Origin of the sequence: Isoptericola haloaureus (assembly GCF_036689775.1) — a bacterium.
Classification (GTDB): Bacteria; Actinomycetota; Actinomycetes; order Actinomycetales; family Cellulomonadaceae; genus Isoptericola; species Isoptericola haloaureus.
The window spans coordinates 207,380-223,977 of sequence record NZ_JBAGLP010000118.1 but is presented as its reverse complement, the minus strand read 5'-3'; the positions used below and the strand labels follow the sequence as shown (position 1 = coordinate 223,977).

General features: G+C 74.1%; 16 protein-coding genes. 1 reads left to right on the top strand and 15 read right to left on the bottom strand.

What is annotated here, in order from left to right; translation table 11 throughout:
- Window positions 1–108: 108 nt before the first annotated feature.
- The 15 genes from V5O49_RS11260 to V5O49_RS11190 form a co-directional block, all read right to left on the bottom strand.
- Window positions 109–1,329 carry an acetyl-CoA C-acetyltransferase gene (locus tag V5O49_RS11260; RefSeq protein WP_332902318.1) on the bottom strand — a complete coding sequence of 407 codons (1,221 nt, stop codon included), beginning with the start codon at window positions 1,327–1,329 and terminating at the stop codon, window positions 109–111.
- Window positions 1,326–2,459, bottom strand: a complete 1,134-nt coding sequence (locus V5O49_RS11255; protein ID WP_332902317.1) for an alpha/beta hydrolase — start codon at window positions 2,457–2,459, stop codon at window positions 1,326–1,328. The genes V5O49_RS11260 and V5O49_RS11255 overlap by 4 nt, the downstream gene beginning before the upstream one ends.
- Entirely contained in the window at window positions 2,456–3,157 is a 702-nt protein-coding gene (locus V5O49_RS11250) for a 3-oxoacid CoA-transferase subunit B (RefSeq protein WP_278236739.1), read from the bottom strand. Before V5O49_RS11250 ends, V5O49_RS11255 begins: the two co-directional genes overlap by 4 nt.
- Window positions 3,158–3,160: 3 nt before the next feature.
- Entirely contained in the window at window positions 3,161–4,045 is an 885-nt protein-coding gene (locus V5O49_RS11245; RefSeq protein ID WP_332902316.1) for a CoA transferase subunit A, read from the bottom strand.
- Window positions 4,042–5,019 (bottom strand): alpha/beta fold hydrolase, encoded by a 978-nt coding sequence (locus V5O49_RS11240; protein WP_332902315.1) that lies wholly within the window; start codon window positions 5,017–5,019, stop codon window positions 4,042–4,044. Before V5O49_RS11240 ends, V5O49_RS11245 begins: the two co-directional genes overlap by 4 nt.
- On the bottom strand, window positions 5,016–5,771 hold the full coding sequence (locus V5O49_RS11235) for a 3-hydroxybutyrate dehydrogenase (RefSeq protein WP_332902314.1): 756 nt from the start codon (window positions 5,769–5,771) through the stop codon (window positions 5,016–5,018). Before V5O49_RS11235 ends, V5O49_RS11240 begins: the two co-directional genes overlap by 4 nt.
- Window positions 5,768–6,418, bottom strand: a complete 651-nt coding sequence (locus V5O49_RS11230; RefSeq protein WP_278236743.1) for a TetR/AcrR family transcriptional regulator — start codon at window positions 6,416–6,418, stop codon at window positions 5,768–5,770. The genes V5O49_RS11235 and V5O49_RS11230 overlap by 4 nt, the downstream gene beginning before the upstream one ends.
- Window positions 6,415–7,947 carry a class I adenylate-forming enzyme family protein gene (locus V5O49_RS11225; RefSeq protein ID WP_332902313.1) on the bottom strand — a complete coding sequence of 511 codons (1,533 nt, stop codon included), beginning with the start codon at window positions 7,945–7,947 and terminating at the stop codon, window positions 6,415–6,417. The genes V5O49_RS11230 and V5O49_RS11225 overlap by 4 nt, the downstream gene beginning before the upstream one ends.
- Complete coding sequence (locus V5O49_RS11220; protein ID WP_332902312.1) at window positions 7,944–9,107, bottom strand: branched-chain amino acid ABC transporter permease; 1,164 nt, start codon at window positions 9,105–9,107, stop codon at window positions 7,944–7,946. The genes V5O49_RS11225 and V5O49_RS11220 overlap by 4 nt, the downstream gene beginning before the upstream one ends.
- Window positions 9,104–9,976, bottom strand: coding sequence for a branched-chain amino acid ABC transporter permease (locus V5O49_RS11215; RefSeq protein ID WP_278236746.1), 873 nt, complete (start codon window positions 9,974–9,976; stop codon window positions 9,104–9,106). Before V5O49_RS11215 ends, V5O49_RS11220 begins: the two co-directional genes overlap by 4 nt.
- Entirely contained in the window at window positions 9,973–10,686 is a 714-nt protein-coding gene (locus V5O49_RS11210) for an ABC transporter ATP-binding protein (protein WP_278236747.1), read from the bottom strand. Before V5O49_RS11210 ends, V5O49_RS11215 begins: the two co-directional genes overlap by 4 nt.
- Window positions 10,683–11,462, bottom strand: coding sequence for an ABC transporter ATP-binding protein (locus V5O49_RS11205; RefSeq protein ID WP_332902311.1), 780 nt, complete (start codon window positions 11,460–11,462; stop codon window positions 10,683–10,685). Before V5O49_RS11205 ends, V5O49_RS11210 begins: the two co-directional genes overlap by 4 nt.
- 2 nt (window positions 11,463–11,464) lie before the next feature.
- Window positions 11,465–12,670: a substrate-binding domain-containing protein gene (locus tag V5O49_RS11200; RefSeq protein WP_332902310.1), complete on the bottom strand. Its 1,206-nt coding sequence runs from the start codon at window positions 12,668–12,670 to the stop codon at window positions 11,465–11,467.
- 237 nt (window positions 12,671–12,907) lie between these two features.
- The gene (gene nhaA / locus V5O49_RS11195; protein ID WP_332902309.1) at window positions 12,908–14,107 is read right to left on the bottom strand and encodes a Na+/H+ antiporter NhaA; all 1,200 of its coding nucleotides are present in this window, start codon (window positions 14,105–14,107) and stop codon (window positions 12,908–12,910) included.
- 212 nt (window positions 14,108–14,319) lie between these two features.
- On the bottom strand, window positions 14,320–14,877 hold the full coding sequence (locus V5O49_RS11190; protein WP_332902308.1) for a DUF1697 domain-containing protein: 558 nt from the start codon (window positions 14,875–14,877) through the stop codon (window positions 14,320–14,322).
- A 256-nt stretch (window positions 14,878–15,133) separates the two neighbouring features.
- Between V5O49_RS11190 and V5O49_RS11185 the strand changes: the two genes are divergently transcribed.
- Window positions 15,134–16,471, top strand: coding sequence for an RNA 5'-3' helicase PhoH2 (locus V5O49_RS11185; protein WP_278236752.1), 1,338 nt, complete (start codon window positions 15,134–15,136; stop codon window positions 16,469–16,471).
- The last annotated feature ends 127 nt before the right edge of the window (window positions 16,472–16,598 follow it).

Here is a 16,598-nt window from a genome sequence, read left to right as displayed (position 1 = left end):
GAGGACTGCAGATTTCATGCCCACAGCGGTTCGGGACCGGCCCCGGGCGGGCCCCGGGCCCTGGGGCGGGATTCGCGTCGGGGGCCGGGGACGGGCCGGAGCGAGCGGTCAGGCCTCCAGCAGCAGCGCCTCGCCCTGCCCGCCGCCCCCGCACAGCGCGACGGCGGCGCGGACGCCGGTCTCGCCGTCGGCCCGGCGCCGGGCGAGCTCGTGCGCGGCGTGCACGGCCAGGCGCGCGCCGGACGCCCCGATGGGGTGCCCGAGCGAGATGCCGCCGCCGTGCGGGTTCACGATCTCCGCCGGCAGCCCCAGCACGCGGGCGGACGCCGCGGACACGACGGCGAAGGCCTCGTTGATCTCGACGTGGTCGAGGTCCTCGGCCGTCCAGCCCTCACGGCCCAGCGCCGCGGTGATGGCGTTCGCCGGCTGGGAGTGCAGCGAGGTGTCCGGCCCGGCCACCTGGCCCGCCGAGCGCACGGTCGCCAGCACCGGCACACCCGCCGCCTCGGCCCGCGAGCGCGTGGTCAGCACCAGCGCGGCGGCACCGTCGGAGATCTGCGAGGCGTTGCCCGCCGTGATCGTGCCCTCCCGCGAGAACGCCGGGCGCAGCCGCGCCAGGCTCTCGGCGGTGGTGTCCGGGCGGACCCCCTCGTCGGAGGAGACCACCACGGGGTCGCCCTTGCGCTGCGGCACCTCCACCGGGGCGAGCTCGGCGGTGAACATCCCGTCCTTGGCGGCGCGGGCGGCCCGCTGGTGCGAGGCCGCCGCCACCGCGTCCTGCTCGGTGCGGTCCACGTGCACCGAGCCCGTGTTGTGCTCCTCGGTGCTCAGGCCCATCGCCTGGCCGTCGAACGCGTCCGAGAGCCCGTCGCGGGAGACGGCGTCGAGGAGGGTGGCGTCGCCGTAGCGGAAGCCCGCCCGGGCGCCCGGCAGCAGGTGCGGGGCGTTCGTCATCGACTCCTGGCCGCCGACGAGCACCACGGACGCCTCGCCGGTGCGCAGCAGCCGGGCCCCGTCGACGACGGCGGTGAGCCCGGACAGGCACACCTTGTTGACGGTCACCGCGGGCACCGTCATGGACACCCCGGCGGCGACGGCGGTCTGGCGGGCCGGGTTCTGTCCCGCGCCGGCCTGCAGCACCTGGCCGAAGACCACCGTGTCGACGTCGGCGGCGAGCGCACCCGCCTGCTCCAGCGCGGCCCGGGCCGCCACGGCGCCGAGCTGCACCGCCGAGAGCGAGGCGAGGGAGCCGCCGAGGCGCCCCTGCGGGGTCCGGGCGGCGGAGACGACGACCACGTCGTCGGGTCGCAGGTCGGTCGTGCTGGTCATGAGGCTCGCTCCTCGTCGTCGAGGGCGGGGCCGGGATCGCCGGCGGCCGCCACGGGCTCGATGGTCCGGACGCGGGCGCGCACGGCGTCCACGACGAGCGCGAGCACCTCGTCCGGGCTCTCCAGGTGCGGCGAGTGGCCCACGCCGGAGAGCACGACTTCACGGTACGCCCCGCCGCGGGCCGCGTAGTCCTCCAGCACGGCCCGGGTCTGGCCGACCATCGGCTGCGGCGGGCACGCCTGGACCCCGGGCCACCCGGGCACGGCCCCCAGCGCCCCGAGCTGGGCCAGGTCGAGCGCCGAGGTGTCCGAGACGATCGCGTCGGCGTCGCCGCGGACCCACAGCACCGGGGGCTGCGGGGTGACCGCGGCGAACCCGGACAGGTCGAGGTAGCGCGGGGAGATCGCGTTGTTCATGCCGCGGGTCCCCGGCGCCACGGACGGCCAGCGGTCCGACGGCGTCAGGTCGCCCGGGTAGTGGTCCGGCCCGGTGCGGGTGCTGAGCACCGAGTCCAGCAGCTCCTCCTCCTGGTCGGCGATCGTGGCGGGGTCGGCGACGTAGAAGCCGCGCAGGACGCCGCGGGGCGACCCCGGCTCGTGGGAGCGGTCGCCCGCGGCGATAGCGGCCACGAAGTCCGGGTTGGCGGTGCCGCCGCCGGACCCGGCGTGGTCCTGGGACGTCGGCGTCCCCGCCAGGTCCCGGGTGCCCCCGAACCCGTACGGGGACATCGGCGCCTCGAGCACCAGCGCCGCGAACCGCACGGCGTCGTCGATCGCGAGCTGCAGCACCACCCCGGCGCCGGCCGAGTGGCCGAGCGCCGTCAGCGGGGGAGCACCGGGGGAGTCCAGCCCCAGCGCAGCGACCACCGCTGCCACGTCGTCGGCGAGGTCGCGCATCCCGCGCGTGGCGTCGATCGGCAACGGCTCGCTGTCGCCGAACCCGCGCAGGTCCACGGCCACGCCGCGCACGTCGTCGGGCAGCGCCGCGAGCAGGCGGGCGAAGAAGGCCGACGACGAGCAGTTGCCGTGCACGCACAGCAGGGTCGCCGCACCGCCCGGGCCGGTGTCGCGCACGTGGAACGTGCCCCGGGACGTGGTGACGTCGCTGCGGTGGACCGGACGCCCGCTCACGCGGTGCCCCCGACGGCCGCCGGCGGACGCACGGCGTGCGGTGCCGCCGCCAGCGGGGAGTCGTCCAGCTCGACGGTGATCTCCGGCTCGGTGCGCTCGCGGACCTCCTCCTCGGTCACGCCGGGGGCGAGCTCGCGCAGCACGAGGCCGTCGGGGGTGACGTCGAGGACGGCGAGGTCGGTGATGATGCGGTGCACCACCTCCCGGCCCGTCAGCGGCAGCGAGCACTCGTGCACGATCTTCGGCGACCCGTCCCGGGCGGTGTGCTCCATGACGATGATGAGCCGCGCGGCACCGTGGACGAGGTCCATGGCGCCCCCGGGGCCCTTGATCATCTTGCCGGGGATCATCCAGTTCGCGAGGTCGCCCGTGGCGGAGACCTGCATCGCCCCGAGGATCGCGGCGTCGATCTTGCCGGCCCGGATCATGGCGAAGCTCGTCGCCGAGTCGAAGATCGCCGCGCCGGGCAGCGTGGTCACGGTCTGCTTGCCGGCGTTGATGAGGTCGGGGTCGACCTCGTCCTCGGTGGGGAACGGGCCGACGCCCAGGATGCCGTTCTCGCTCTGCAGCACCAGGTGCTTGTCCGCCGGCACGTAGTTCGGCACCAGCGTGGGCAGGCCGATGCCGAGGTTCACGTACCAGCCGTCGAGCAGCTCGCGGGCGGCGCGGGCGGCCATCTCGTCGCGGGTGAGCGCCATCGCTCAGCCCTCCTTCCGTGCGGTCGTGCCGTTGGTCGTGCCGTTCGTCGTGACCGCGGCGCCGGCCGGGGACGCGTCCTCGCGCACCGTGCGGCGCTCGATGCGCTTCTCGATGTCGGGGCCGACGACGACCATGCGGTGCACGAACACCCCGGGCAGGTGGACGTCGTCGGGGTCGATCTCGCCGGGCTCGACCAGCTCCTCGACCTGGGCCACGCAGACGCGGCCGGCCATCGCGGCCAGCGGCGTGAAGTTGCGCGCCGAGCGGTGGAAGACGAGGTTGCCGAACCGGTCGCCCTGGGCGGCGTGCACCAGCGCGAAGTCGGTGCTGATCGCCTCCTCGAGGACGAACTCCTGGTCGTGGACGCCGTCGGCCGCCGCCACGGGGAAGGTGCGGATCTCCTTGGCGGGGCTGCCGACCGCGATCCCGCCGGCGCCGTCGTACCGGCGCGGCAGACCGCCGTCGGCCACCTGCGTGCCGACGCCGGTGCGCGTGTAGAACGCGGCGATGCCCGCGCCGCCGGCGCGCAGCTTCTCGGCGAGCGTGCCCTGCGGGGTGAGCTCGACCTCGAGCTCGCCGGTGAGGAACTGGCGCTCGAACTCCTTGTTCTCGCCGACGTACGACGACGTCATCTTGCGGAGGCGTCCGGCGTTCAGCAGGACGCCGAGACCCCAGTCGTCGACGCCGCAGTTGTTGCTCACGACCGACAGGTCGCTCGTGCCCTGGGCCAGCAGCGCCTCGATCAGGGCGATCGGGTTGCCGCACAGGCCGAACCCGCCGACGGCGAGCGAGGCGCCGTCCGGGATGTCGGCCACGGCCTCGGCCGCGCTGCCGACGACCTTGTCGAGCCCGGTCGGCTCGGCGGCCGGGGGAAGGGGTGTGCTCATCGGACCTCCTCGGTGCGGGCGCCCAGCAGGGCGCGCGTCTCCGCCGCGACGGCGGCGCTGCCGTCACGGCCCATGATGATCGTGTAGTGGTTGACGTCCGGCACGTCGCGGGGCCGCAGCGCCGGGGCCCGCTGGGTCCAGCGTGCCACGTGCGCGGGGTCGTACAGCGGGCTCGGCTCGTCCAGCAGTCCGCGGGGAGCCCGCAGCAGCGTCGTCGGCCGCTCCAGGCGGGCCAGGGCGCCCGCGACCGGCCCGCCGTCGTGCAGGTCGAGGGCGTCGGCGGCCACCGCCTCCGGGTTCGACGCCGGGCGCAGGCCGTCCGGCGTGGCCACGAGGTCGTAGTCGACGTAGTCCAGCACGGCCGGCCCCCACACGGCGGTGAACGCCGGGTGCTGCGACCAGAAGGACCGGTAGGCCTCCGTGTCGGGGAACGTGCGCCGCAGCCGGTCGGCCGCCGGGCCGAGCACGGCCCGCAGGCGCTCGGCCGGTGTGGCCGCGGGATCGAGCCCGGGCGGCTCGGGCAGGGGCACGCCGCCGTCGACGAGCAGCAGACCCGCCACGACGTCGGGGTGCTGGTCGGCGACGGTCACGGCGACGAAGCCACCCATGGAGTGCCCGAGCACCGGCACCGGGCCGTCGGCGACGGCCCGGGCCACCGCGGCGACGTCGTCGGCGTGCCGGGTCATGCCGAAGGGACCGGGCAGGTCGCGGCTGCGGCCCCGGCCGCGCAGGTCCGGCGCCACGACCCGCACCCCGGGCAGCTCCCCGGCCAGCAGCGGCCAGGCCAGGTGCGAGGCGGTGATGCCGTGCACCGCCAGCAGGGTCGGGGCGTCGGGCGCGACGACGCCGTCGGCGTCGACCGGGTCCCACACGCCCACCCGCAGCGCCCCGCCGTCGACCGGGACGTCGAGCGTCCGGTAGCGGTGCCCGGGCACGACGTGCCGCAGCGCGACGGCGTCCGGCGCGGCGGTCACTTGGCGCTCCAGCCGCCGTCGACGGTCCACGAGGCCCCCGTGACCATCCGGGCGGACGGCCCCGCGAGCCAGGCGACCAGCTCGCCGACCTCCGCCGGCTCGGTGAGCCGCTTGATCGCCGACTCGGTCAGCAGCACCTTCTCCAGCACCTCGGACTCGTCGATGCCGTGCACCCGGGCCTGGTCGGCGATCTGCTTCTCGACCAGCGGCGTGCGCACGTAGCCCGGGTTGACGCAGTTGCTGGTGGCCCCGTGCGGGCCGCCCTCCAGCGCGGTGACCTTCGACAGGCCCTCGAGGCCGTGCTTGGCCGCCACGTAGGCGGACTTGAACGGCGAGGCGACCAGCCCGTGCACGGAGGAGAGGTTGACGATGCGGCCCCAGCCGCGCTCGTACATCCCCGGCAGGGCCGCCCGGACCAGCAGGAACGGCGCCTCGAGCATGATGCGCTGGATGAGCCGGAACGCGTCGGGGTCGAACTCCTCGATCGGGCTCACCCGCTGGATGCCGGCGTTGTTGACCAGCACGTCGGCGTCGAGCGTCAGGTCGTCCAGCGCGGCGGTGTCGGCCAGGTCGACCACCCAGGCCTCCCCGTCGACGTCGGCCGCGACGCGCTTCGCCGCCTCGGCGTCGCGGTCCGCGACGACCACGTGGGCCCCGCGGGCGGCCAGCGCCGCCGCGCAGGCCGCGCCGATCCCGCTGCCGCCGCCGGTGACGACGGCGCGGCGGCCGTCCAGGTACGTCTCGGTGCTCATGCGGACGGTCCTTCCTGGGGCGCCAGCGCCCGTTCGATGAACTGCATGGTCTGGGCGAAGACGTCCTCGGGGATCTCCGGGAGCCGGTCGTCCTGCCCCGGCCCGCCGCCGTCGGCCGGGCCGTCGGCCCCGCCCCACAGCACCCAGCGCATCCCGACGATCTCGCCGATGCCCATCAGCGCCCAGGCGGCCACGGTGGGGTCGACGTCGCCGACCTCGCCGTTCGCCCGCGCCTTGTCCAGTCCGGTGACGTACCCCTCGACGATGCGCTGGTAGTGGCGGCGCAACGCGTCCGGTGCGACGAACTCGGCCTGCCGCACCACCCGGTACAGCGCGGGGTGCTCGGCGGTGAACCGGAAGAAGGCGCGGAACCCGGCTCGCTCGGCCTCCAGGCGGTTGGACGCCTGGGAGCTCGCCTCGTACATGGCCTGGCGCACGCGCTGGTTGAGGTCGTCCACGAGCTCGACGAAGACGGCGTGCTTGCCCTCGAAGTACAGGTAGAAGGTGCCCATCGCGACGCCGGCGGCCTCGGTGATCTTCACGATCGAGGCGTCGTGGTAGCCGAGGTCCGCGAACACCTGCTCGGCGGCGGCGAGGATCTTCGCGCGGGTCCGGTTCCCGCGGGCGGTGCGCGGCGCGTTGCTCATCGGGCCTCCTCGGTGCGGGCACGCAGGGCGTGCCGGGGGATCTTGTGCAGGGACGTGCGGGGCAGCGCGTCGACGAGCGCGAACCGCTGCGGGACCTTGAAGTGCGCGAGCTCGGCGCGGCAGTACGCCTCCAGCTCCTCGGCGTCCGTGGCGTACCCGGCCCGGGGCACGACGAAGGCGTGCCCGACCTCGCCCCACCGGTCGTCGGGCACGCCGACGACGGCCGCCTCGGCGACGCCGGGGTGCCGGTGCAGCACCGCCTCGACCTCGGCCGGGCTGACGTTCTCCCCGCCGACGATGAACAGGTCCTTGAGGCGGTCCACGATCCGGTGGTAGCCGTCGGCGTCCCGCTCGACCAGGTCCCCGGTGCGCAGCCAGCCGCCCGCGAACGCCTCCGCCGTGGCCTGCGGGTCGCGGAAGTACCCGGCGAACAGCCCCGGCCCCCGCACCAGCAGCTCGCCGGTGGCTGCGCCGTCCAGGTGCTCGCCGGTGGCCGGGTCGGCGATCGCGACGTCCACGTGCGGGTACGGCTTGCCGGCCGACCCGGGGCGCTCGCGGGCCTCGTCGTCGGGCAGGCACAGGACGTTGGGTCCGGCCTCGGTGAGGCCGTACCCCTGGGTGAGGGCGACGCCGCGGCGGTGCCACGTGCGCAGCAGCGGTTCCGGCATCGGCGCCCCGCCCACGACGGCGGTGCGCAGCGAGGACAGGTCGGTGCGGGCGAAGCCGGGGTGCTCGGCCAGCAGCAGGTACTGGGTGGGCACGCCCATCATGGTGGTGACGTGCCGTTCGGCGATCAGACGGAGCACCCGCTCGGGCTCGAAGGTGCGCTCGAGCACGACGGTGGCCCCGCTCCACCAGGCCAGCAGGGGCTGGATGTTCCACCCGCCCGCGTGGAACTGCGGCAGGACGCTGAGGACGACGTAGTCGTGCGACATCTCCACCGTGCGCGAGAAGGCCAGGTTGGTCCAGAAGCAGTTCGCGTGGGTCAGCACGGCGCCCTTGGACCGGCCCGCGGTGCCCGAGGTGAACAGCAGCAGCAACGGGTCGTCGTCCTGCACGTCGCGCTGCTCGCCGGGGCCCTCGTCCCGGCGTCGCGAGGGCGGCGGCACCGCGGCCTCGACGCCGGAGCGGCCCAGCCCGGTGGACCGCGGCGGCAGGACGAGCCGGTCGAGCGCCGCCGCGGCCAGGGTGGCGAACTCCTGCTCGACGAGGACCAGGGCCGGGTCCGCGCGGTCGATCTGGTCCGCGAGCTCGCGGGGGGAGGAGCGCCACGACAGCGGGGCGAGCACGAGGCCTGCCTGGGCGCAGGCGAAGAACAGCACGACCTGGTCGGCGCTGTTGCCGGTGACGGTGGCGACGCGGTCGCCGACGCCGTAGCCCGCGGCGCGCAGCGCGCCGGCGAGCTGCGTGGCCCGGTCGTCGAGCTCGGCGTAGGTGAGCGTCACCCCGCGGTCGTCGACGGCGACGCGGTGCGGTGTCGACGTCGCCCGGTCGCGCGTCCAGCGCCCCAGCGTGTGCAGCCCCGTCATGCCGACTCCTCGATCGTCTCCCGTGCGGCCTCGCGCTGCCGGTCCCGGCCGGACCGGTGGGCCAGCCGCTGCGCCGCGCCGGCGATCCCGCCGGGCAGGAACAGCACCACGAGGACGAACAACGTTCCCAGGATGAACAGCGGTTCGCTCAGGGGCACGCGCAGGACGGACGGCAGCCCGGCGATCGCCTCGGAGGAGGCCAGCGCACCGAGTCGCTGGTCGAGCAGCGTGTACAGCACGCCGCCGACGACGGCGCCCCACCGCGACCCGACCCCGCCGAGCACGACCATGACGAGCAGGGTGAGCGTGAAGTCGGCCGACGTCACCCGCGGGACGGCCCCGGACTGCAGCAGCAGGTAGGCCATGCCGACCCCGGTGGCCAGGGTGGCCGCGACGACGAAGACGAGCAGCTTGACCAGGTAGGGGCGTCCGCCGACGACGCGCACGCGCATCTCGTTCTCGCGGGTCGCCGCGGCCACGTGGCCGGCGCGGGAGCGCTCGACCCACAGCACGATCGCGTAGACGACGACCAGGACGGCCAGGGCGAGCCAGTAGAGGTTGCGCGTGTTCGCCACGCCCACGAGGGCGTCGGGGACGTGCGTGGTGTCCAGGGCGAGGCCCTCCTCGCCGCCGGTGGCACCGGCCGGGTTGCGACGGACCAGCACGTTGCCCGCCTGGGCGAACGCGAGGGTGACCATCGCGAACGAGATCCCGGTGACCCGCAGCGAGATCGCCCCCACGAGGTGCGCGACGGCGATGCCGCCGACGAGCACGACGCAGGCGGCCGGCAGCAGCGGCAGGTCCGTGCGGTCCAGCACGATCGCCAGCCCGTAGACCCCGACGGCGAAGTACAGCGCGTGCCCGAAGCTGAGCAGCCCGGCGACGCCGAACAGCAGGTGGTAGCTCAGGGCCAGGGCCCCGACGAGGAGCGCCAGGGCGAGGACCTGCAGGGTGCCCGGGGTGTAGGTGGGGCCGGGCAGCACGCCGGGCAGGGAGATGGCGAGCAGCGGCAGGCAGGCGAGCAGGACGACGAGCCCGAGCCCGATGGCCGGCGGGAGCCAGCGGCGTCGTGCCGGCACCGTGCCACCGTCGTCGGCGGGCAGCGGGGCGGTCTCGTCGGACCGGGGCGAGGACTGCTGGGTGGTCGACGTGGTGGTCATGCTCTCCTCCCGAGGAGGCCGGAGGGACGGACGAGCAGCACGAGCGCCAGGAGCAGGACGACCACGAGGTCGCCGTAGCCCCAGTAGTAGTTGGCGAACTGCTGCAGGACCGCGACGAGGACGGCGGCGACCGCGGCGCCGGTCAGCGACCCGAGCCCGCCGATGACGGTGACGATGAAGGCGAAGATGAGCAGCTGGGCGCCCAGGTGCGGCGAGACGTACCCGAAGTACTGGGAGGCGAGCACCCCGCCGAGGCCCGCGGCCGCGCCGCCGACGGCGAAGACCAGCGTGAACGCCTTGCGGACGTCGATGCCGAGCGCCGTGACCATGGCGCGGTTCTCCACGCCGGCCCGGATGATCAGGCCGAAGCGCGTGTAGCGCAGGAACAGCACGATGCCGACGAGGACGAGGACGGCCGCGCCGATCGCGAGGAACCGGTCGTTGGGGACGGGGGCGCCGGCGACGTCGGTGGTGCCGCGCAGCCAGGCGGGCCCCTCGATGAACTCGGGGTCCGAGCCCCAGGCCCCCTCGAACAGGGCGACGGTGGCCAGGGCGAGGCCGACGGTCACCAGGACCTGCTCGATGTGGCGTTCGTAGAGGCGCCGGACCAGCAGCAGCTCGGTGAGGGCGGCGAACGCGGCCCCGACGCCGGCGCCGACGACGAGCGCGAGGCCGAAGACGGCCCAGCTGTCGGCGCCGAGCCGGCGGGCCACCTCCCACCCGGCGAAGGCGCCGAGGGTGAGGAACGATCCGTGGGCGAAGTTCAGCACGCCCATCAGCCCGTAGATGAGCGACAGCCCGGAGGCGACGAGGAAGTACAGCGCACCGAGGCCGAGCCCGGTGATCAGCAGCAGGACGATCGTGCTCATGCGGCGTTCTCCGAGGTGTGCACGCCCAGCAGGCGCTGGATGCGGTCGGGGTCGTCGAGCAGCTCGGCGGCGTCGCCGGTGTGGACCACGCGGCCGGCGTCGATGACGACCACGGTGGTGGCGAGCCGTTCGATGACCTCGAGGTTCTGCTCGACCAGGAGCACCGGAGCGGTCGCGGCCGCCTCGGCGAGCGCCGTCGCGACCTCCCCGACGATCTTGGGCGCCAGGCCCTTGGTCGGCTCGTCGACGAGGAGGAGGCGGTTGTCGTTGAGCAGCGCCCGGGCCAGGGAGACCATCTGCTGCTGACCGCCGGAGAGCGTGCCCGCGCGCTGCGCGGAGCGCTTGACGAGGTCGGGGAACAGGTCGGCCACGAGCTCGCGGCGCGGGGCGGCGTCCCGTTCGGCCAGGCGCAGGTTCTCCGCGACGGTCAGGCCCGCGAAGACCTCGCGGTCCTCCGGGACGTAGCCGACGCCGCGGCGCACGATGCGGTCGGTGCTCAGCCGGTCGATGCGCTCGCCGGCGAGGGTCACCTCGCCGGTGCGGGCGTAGAGACCGAGGAGCGCCTTGAGGGTGGACGTCTTGCCGACGCCGTTGCGGCCGAGGACGGCCGTGACGCCGGTCGCGGGGACGTCGAAGGTGACGTCCTCGACGACCTGCTGGCCGGCCACGGTGGCGCGCAGGTTCGTCACGCGCAGGATCGGCTCGGTCACGCGACGTCTCCCAGGTAGGCGCTCTGGACGGTGGGGTCGGACATCACGGCCTCCGGGGTGTCGTAGGCGAGCAGCTCGCCGTGGTGCATGACGGCGACCCGGTCCACGAGCCCGAGGACGACGTCCATGTGGTGCTCGACCATGAGCACGGTGCGGCCGCTGCGGTGCAGCCGGCGGATGACCTCGCTGAGCCCGGGCACGTCCGAGGAGGAGACCCCGGCCATGGGCTCGTCGAGCAGGATGACGCTCGGGTCGGTGGCCAGCAGGACGGCGATCTCCAGCTTGCGCTTGTCCCCGTGGGAGAGGTCGCCGGCGGCGACGCCGAGGCGGTGCTCCAGGCCCACCTCGGCGAGGTGCTCGACGGCACGCCGGGTGGCGGCGTCGCGCCGGTGCGGGAACGCCAGCACCGACAGGCTGCGGCCCAGGTGCATCTGGGCGGCGAGCCGGACGTTCTCGAGCACGTCCAGACGCGGGAAGACGCTGGAGGTCTGGAAGGTGCGGCCCAGCCCGGCACGGGCCCGTCGGGCGACCTGGTCGCCGGTGACGTCGCGGCCGTCGATGCGGACCGTGCCCGTCGTGGGGCGCAGGACCCCCGAGACGAGGTTGAACAGCGTCGTCTTGCCGGCACCGTTGGGGCCGATGACGCCGATCATCTCGCCCGGCGCGACCTCGAGGGTCACGTCGTGCAGGATCTGCGCGCCACCGATCTGCAGGCCGAGGCCGTGGGTGGCGAGGGCGGGCACGGTGCGGTCCGTGCCGGGCTGGTGGTGCGGCATCGTCAGTCGGCCTCCGGCGGGGCGACCGCGTCGGACGGCACCTCGTCGACGAGCTCGGGCATCCAGGAGCCGTCGGTCTCGACCAGTCCGACCTGGTACATCGGCTGCAGCACCGCGTGGTCGGTCTCGCGGATCGTCGTCGAGCCCTTGGGGCCGTCGAACGTCCAGCCCTCCAGCGCGCCGACCATGGCGTCGACGTCGTCGCCGCCCTCGGCGATCGCGTGCACGATCATCTGCGCCGCGACGAAGCCGTCGGGCGTGAACAAGTCGGGCGTCCCGCCGGCCTCCTCGACCGCCGTGACCATGGCGTCGTTGACCTCGTTGTCCGGCGCGCCGGGGAAGTAGTGGTTGAGGAAGTCGACCTTGGCCGCGGCGTCGCCGTAGGCGTCGTAGGTGGCGGCGTCGCCGAGGCCGGTGACCACGGTGGTGGCGTCGAGGACGCCCTGCTGGTCGAGGCCCTGCCACATCGCGCCCGACGACGCGCCCGCCCAGGCGACGAAGACGAGGTCGGGGTCGGCGTCGATCACCTGACGGGCGAACGGCGTGAACTCGGTGGCGTCCTCGGGCACGAGGATGCTGTCGACGTCGGCGCCCTGGGCACCGAGGACGCCGTCGACGGCGGCGAGGTTGCCCTGGCCGAACGCGGTGTCCTGGGCGAAGACGAGCACCTTCGCGCCGTCGGGCTCGACGAACGTGCCGGCCGTGGCGACGTCCTGCAGCGACTGCCTGCCGGAGCGGAACGTGTAGTCGTTGATGCCGGTGATCGCGTCGGCGGCGGCCGGGCCGGAGACGTAGAGCACCTGGTTCTGCTCGGCCTGCTCGGCCAGCTTGAGCGCGATGCCGGAGGAGACGGTGCCGCCCATGATCTGCACGCCCTGGCCGATGATGTCCTTGGCGTGGTTGACGGCCTTGTCCGGGTCGCCGGCGTCGTCGAGGTAGGTGACCTCGATCGGCTGCCCGTCGACCTCGCCGGTGCCGTCGGTCGCGTAGTCCAGGCCGGCCTCGAAGCCCTGGTGGTAGGCCTCGCCGTAGGCGGCGAGCGGTCCGGTCTTGGAGTAGATGATGCCGACCTCGACAGGTTCGGCCGCGGCGCTCTCGCCGCCGTCGTCGGTGCCGCCGACCCCGCCGTCCGCCGGTGCGCACGCCGCGAGCGCGAACACCGTGACGGCAGTGGTGGCCAGTGCGAGGGACTTCTTCGTGACCCGCATGACTCTGCCCTTCGTTGGGTTCTCACCCGCCAAACATGACAGGTGATTCAGGTATGAGGATCTTGTCGGGCGAGGCGTCCGGATGTCAAGACGGTGCCCCCGGGATCGGGTCACGATCCCGTCACGAACCGGTCCTGCCGCCCGCCGCCCGGGCAGCACGAAGGCCGCCGCCCGTGGTGGGCGACGGCCTTCGACGGGACGGGCCGGGCGGTCGGGACGACGCGGCCGGCGCCCGCCTCAGTGCTCCCTGCGGTCCTCCTCGTCGCCGATGACCGTGGTGACCTCGTCGGGCAGGTCGTCGCGGTTCATGTCCGGGCCGCGCTCCTGCTTGGCGTCCCACCGCAGGGTGAGGGCGCCCAGCGTGGCGGCGATGACGGACGCGATGAGGATGGCGGCCTTGGCCCCCAGCGTGTACTCCGAGCCCTCCTCGAAGGACAGCTCGGCGATGAGCAGCGAGACCGTGAACCCGATGCCCGCCAGGAAGGCGACGGGCAGCAGGTCGCGGACCCCGATGCCCTGGGCCAGCCGCAACGGGGTCACCCGGGTGACCAGCCAGGTCGTGCCCAGGATGCCCAGGAGCTTGCCGAGCACCAGGCCCGCGACGATCGCGTACACCACCGGCTGGCCCAGGATCTCGGCCGGACCGCCGCCGTCGACCAGGTTCACACCGGCCGAGAAGAAGGCGAAGACGGGCAGGGCGAGCCCCTGCGACCACGGCTTGACCGCGTGCTCGTAGTGGTGCGTCCGCGTCTCGTGCTCGCCGTGGATCGGACGGGCCGTGGCCGCGAAGCCCATCAGGACACCCGCGATCGTGGCGTGCACCCCCGAGGCGTGCATGAACGCCCAGGCGATGACGAACAGCGGGACGAGGATCCACCACTTCGGCGACCGGGTGCGGACGTACCAGGCGAAGACCGCGATGACGACGAGCGAGCCGCCCAGCCAGGCGCCGTTGATCTCGCTCGTGTAGAAGACCGCGATGATGATGATCGCCAGCAGGTCGTCGACCACCGCCAGCGTCAGCAGGAAGGTGCGGATCGCCACGGGCAGGCCCTTGCCGAAGACGGCCAGGATCGCGAGCGCGAAGGCGATGTCCGTGGCGGTGGGGATGGCCCAGCCGTGCAGGGCCTCCGAGCTGCCGAGCGTGAGGACCACGACGACGTAGAAGATCGCCGGCAGGGCCATGCCGCCGACGGCGGCCAGCATCGGGACGCCGGCCTGCTTGGGGCTGCGCAACGAGCCGGCGACGAACTCGTGCTTGAGCTCCAGGCCGACCGTGAAGAAGAAGATCGCGAGCAGGCCGTCGGCGGCCCACTTCGCCAGCGTCAGGTCGAGGTGGATGTACACGGGGCCGATGTACGCCGGGCCCACCACCGTCTGGGACAGCGTCTCGTAGGCCTCCCGCCACGGTGAGTTGGCGAAGATCAGCGCGATCACGGCGGCACCGATGAGGAGGGCACCACCGGTGGTCTCCCGGCGGAGGAAAGTCGCCAGGCGGGTGCCGAAGGACTGGGTCGTCGTGTCGTGGCTCAGGGCATGCTCCTGGGTCGTCGATGGGCACGGGCCGGCGTTCCAGCCGACTTCACCGACCAGACTTCCCGGCTCGCCAGAGGCTCATGCTACCCGCGCACCGTTCGCGCGCCCGGTGGTCAGGGCGTGTCGTCGGTCATCCCCCGGAGGCGGAGCACGGTGCGCCAGTTGCGTCCCGTCGTCCACGTCCCGGTGGCGCGGTCGAGCCGCGCGCTCGTCAGACGACTGCGTCCGATGCCGTCCGGGTAGTGCACGAACAGCGCGCCGTCGACCGTCGCCAGCCGCTCCGGGCCGTCGTGGTCGGCCGCGAGCCGTGCCACGCCGTCGGCGTCCACCGGATCCGGGCCGAGGTGGAGCTGCAGGTGGGAGGGGTCGTCCTGAGCGGGTCCGGGGAAAGGGTTCGCCGCGACCAGGTGCGTCAGCCGGTCCGCGGACACCGCCAGCAGCGGCACCGGCGCGCCCAGTGCGGCGGCCAGCGCCGCGCCCACCCCCGCGGCGACGCCCGGGGCGTCGTCCGGGTCGTCCGTGCCCGACGACGCCACGAGGTTCCCGCTGGTCGCGTACGTGCGGGCGTCGCGGAGACCTGCCTCGGCGGCCGCGGCGCGCAGGTCGGCCGCCGCGACCCGGCGGTGCGGGCCGAGGTTGACCCCGCGCAGCAGCACCACGTAGCTCGTCACGGCTCCATCGTGCCCCGCGGGTCACGGCCGTGTGAATTCTGGATGACACCTTCGCGCCACGCCGTCGGTGTGACCCTGCTCACGGCCGACGGGACGTAGCGTGACCGGCAGGACACCCACCCAGGGTGTCCCCGGGAGGCCAACCGATGGAGTGCATGCTCCGTGCAGGAGGGCCGGCCCCGGTCCTGGTGCACGACGTGCGCGAGGCCGGTCGCCCGCCCCACCCGCCGTTCCGCTCTGCACGAGGGAGCACATCGTGGCCCACACCGATCCCACCGCCCACCCCCGGACGTTCGTCGTCGACACGTCCGTGCTGCTGTCCGACCCCCGCGCCATCCACCGGTTCGCCGAGCACGACGTCGTGCTGCCCGTCGTCGTCGTCACCGAGCTCGAGGCCAAGCGGCACCACGCCGAGCTCGGCTACTTCGCCCGCAGCGCCCTGCGGGCCCTCGACGACCTGCGGATCACGCACGGTCGCCTGGACGCCCCGATCCCCATCGGTGACGACGGCGGGACGTTGCGGGTCGAGCTGAACCACAGCGACCCGGAGGTGCTGCCCGCCGGGTTCCGGCTCGGGGACAACGACACCCGCATCCTGGCGGTGGCCGCGAACCTCGCGGCCGAGGGCCGCGACGTCACCGTGGTGTCCAAGGACCTGCCCATGCGGGTGAAGGCCTCCGCCGTCGGGCTGCGGGCCGAGGAGTACCGCCACGAGCTCGCGGTCGACTCCGGGTGGACCGGGATGCGCGAGATCGCCGTCACCGACGACCAGCTCTCCGCCCTGTACGACGGGACCGAGCTCGAGCTCGCGTCCCTCGCCCCGGAGGTCATGGCCGAGGCCTCCCCGCTGCTGTGCCACACCGGACTGGTCATCCACGGCGGGGGCGGGTCGGCGCTCGGCCGGGTCACGGCCGACAAGCGGATCCGGCTGGTGCGCGGCGACCAGGACGTGTTCGGGGTGCACGGCCGCTCCGCCGAGCAGCGGGTCGCCATCGACCTGCTCAACGACCCGGACGTCGGCATCGTCTCGATGGGCGGGCGCGCCGGGACGGGCAAGTCGGCCCTGGCCCTATGCGCGGGCCTCGAGGCGGTGCTCGAGCGCCGGCAGCACCGCAAGATCCTCGTCTTCCGTCCGCTGTACGCCGTCGGCGGGCAGGAGCTGGGCTATCTGCCGGGGTCCGAGTCGGAGAAGATGAACCCGTGGGCCCAGGCCGTCTACGACACCCTCGGTGCCCTGGTCTCCCCGCACGTCGTCGACGAGGTCATCGACCGCGAGATGCTCGAGGTGCTGCCGCTGACGCACATCCGCGGACGGTCCCTGCACGACGCCTTCGTCATCGTCGACGAGGCCCAGTCGCTCGAGCGCAACGTGCTGCTCACGGTCCTGTCCCGGATCGGGCAGGGGTCGCGGGTGGTGCTCACCCACGACGTCGCCCAGCGGGACAACCTCCGCGTCGGGCGCCACGACGGTGTCGCCGCGGTGATCGAGGCGATGAAGGGGCACCCGCTGTTCGCCCACATCACCTTGACCCGGTCCGAGCGCTCGCCGGTGGCGGCGCTCGTCACCGAGATGCTCGAGGGCCTGGAGATCTGAGTCCCGCCCCCCGAAGCGTTGTGGGCGTGAAATCTGCAGGTCGGCACGGGGTGGCGACTGCAGATTTCACGCCCACAACGTCGGGCGGTGACGCCGTCGGGCGGTGACGCCTGGCGGCCGGGGGAGA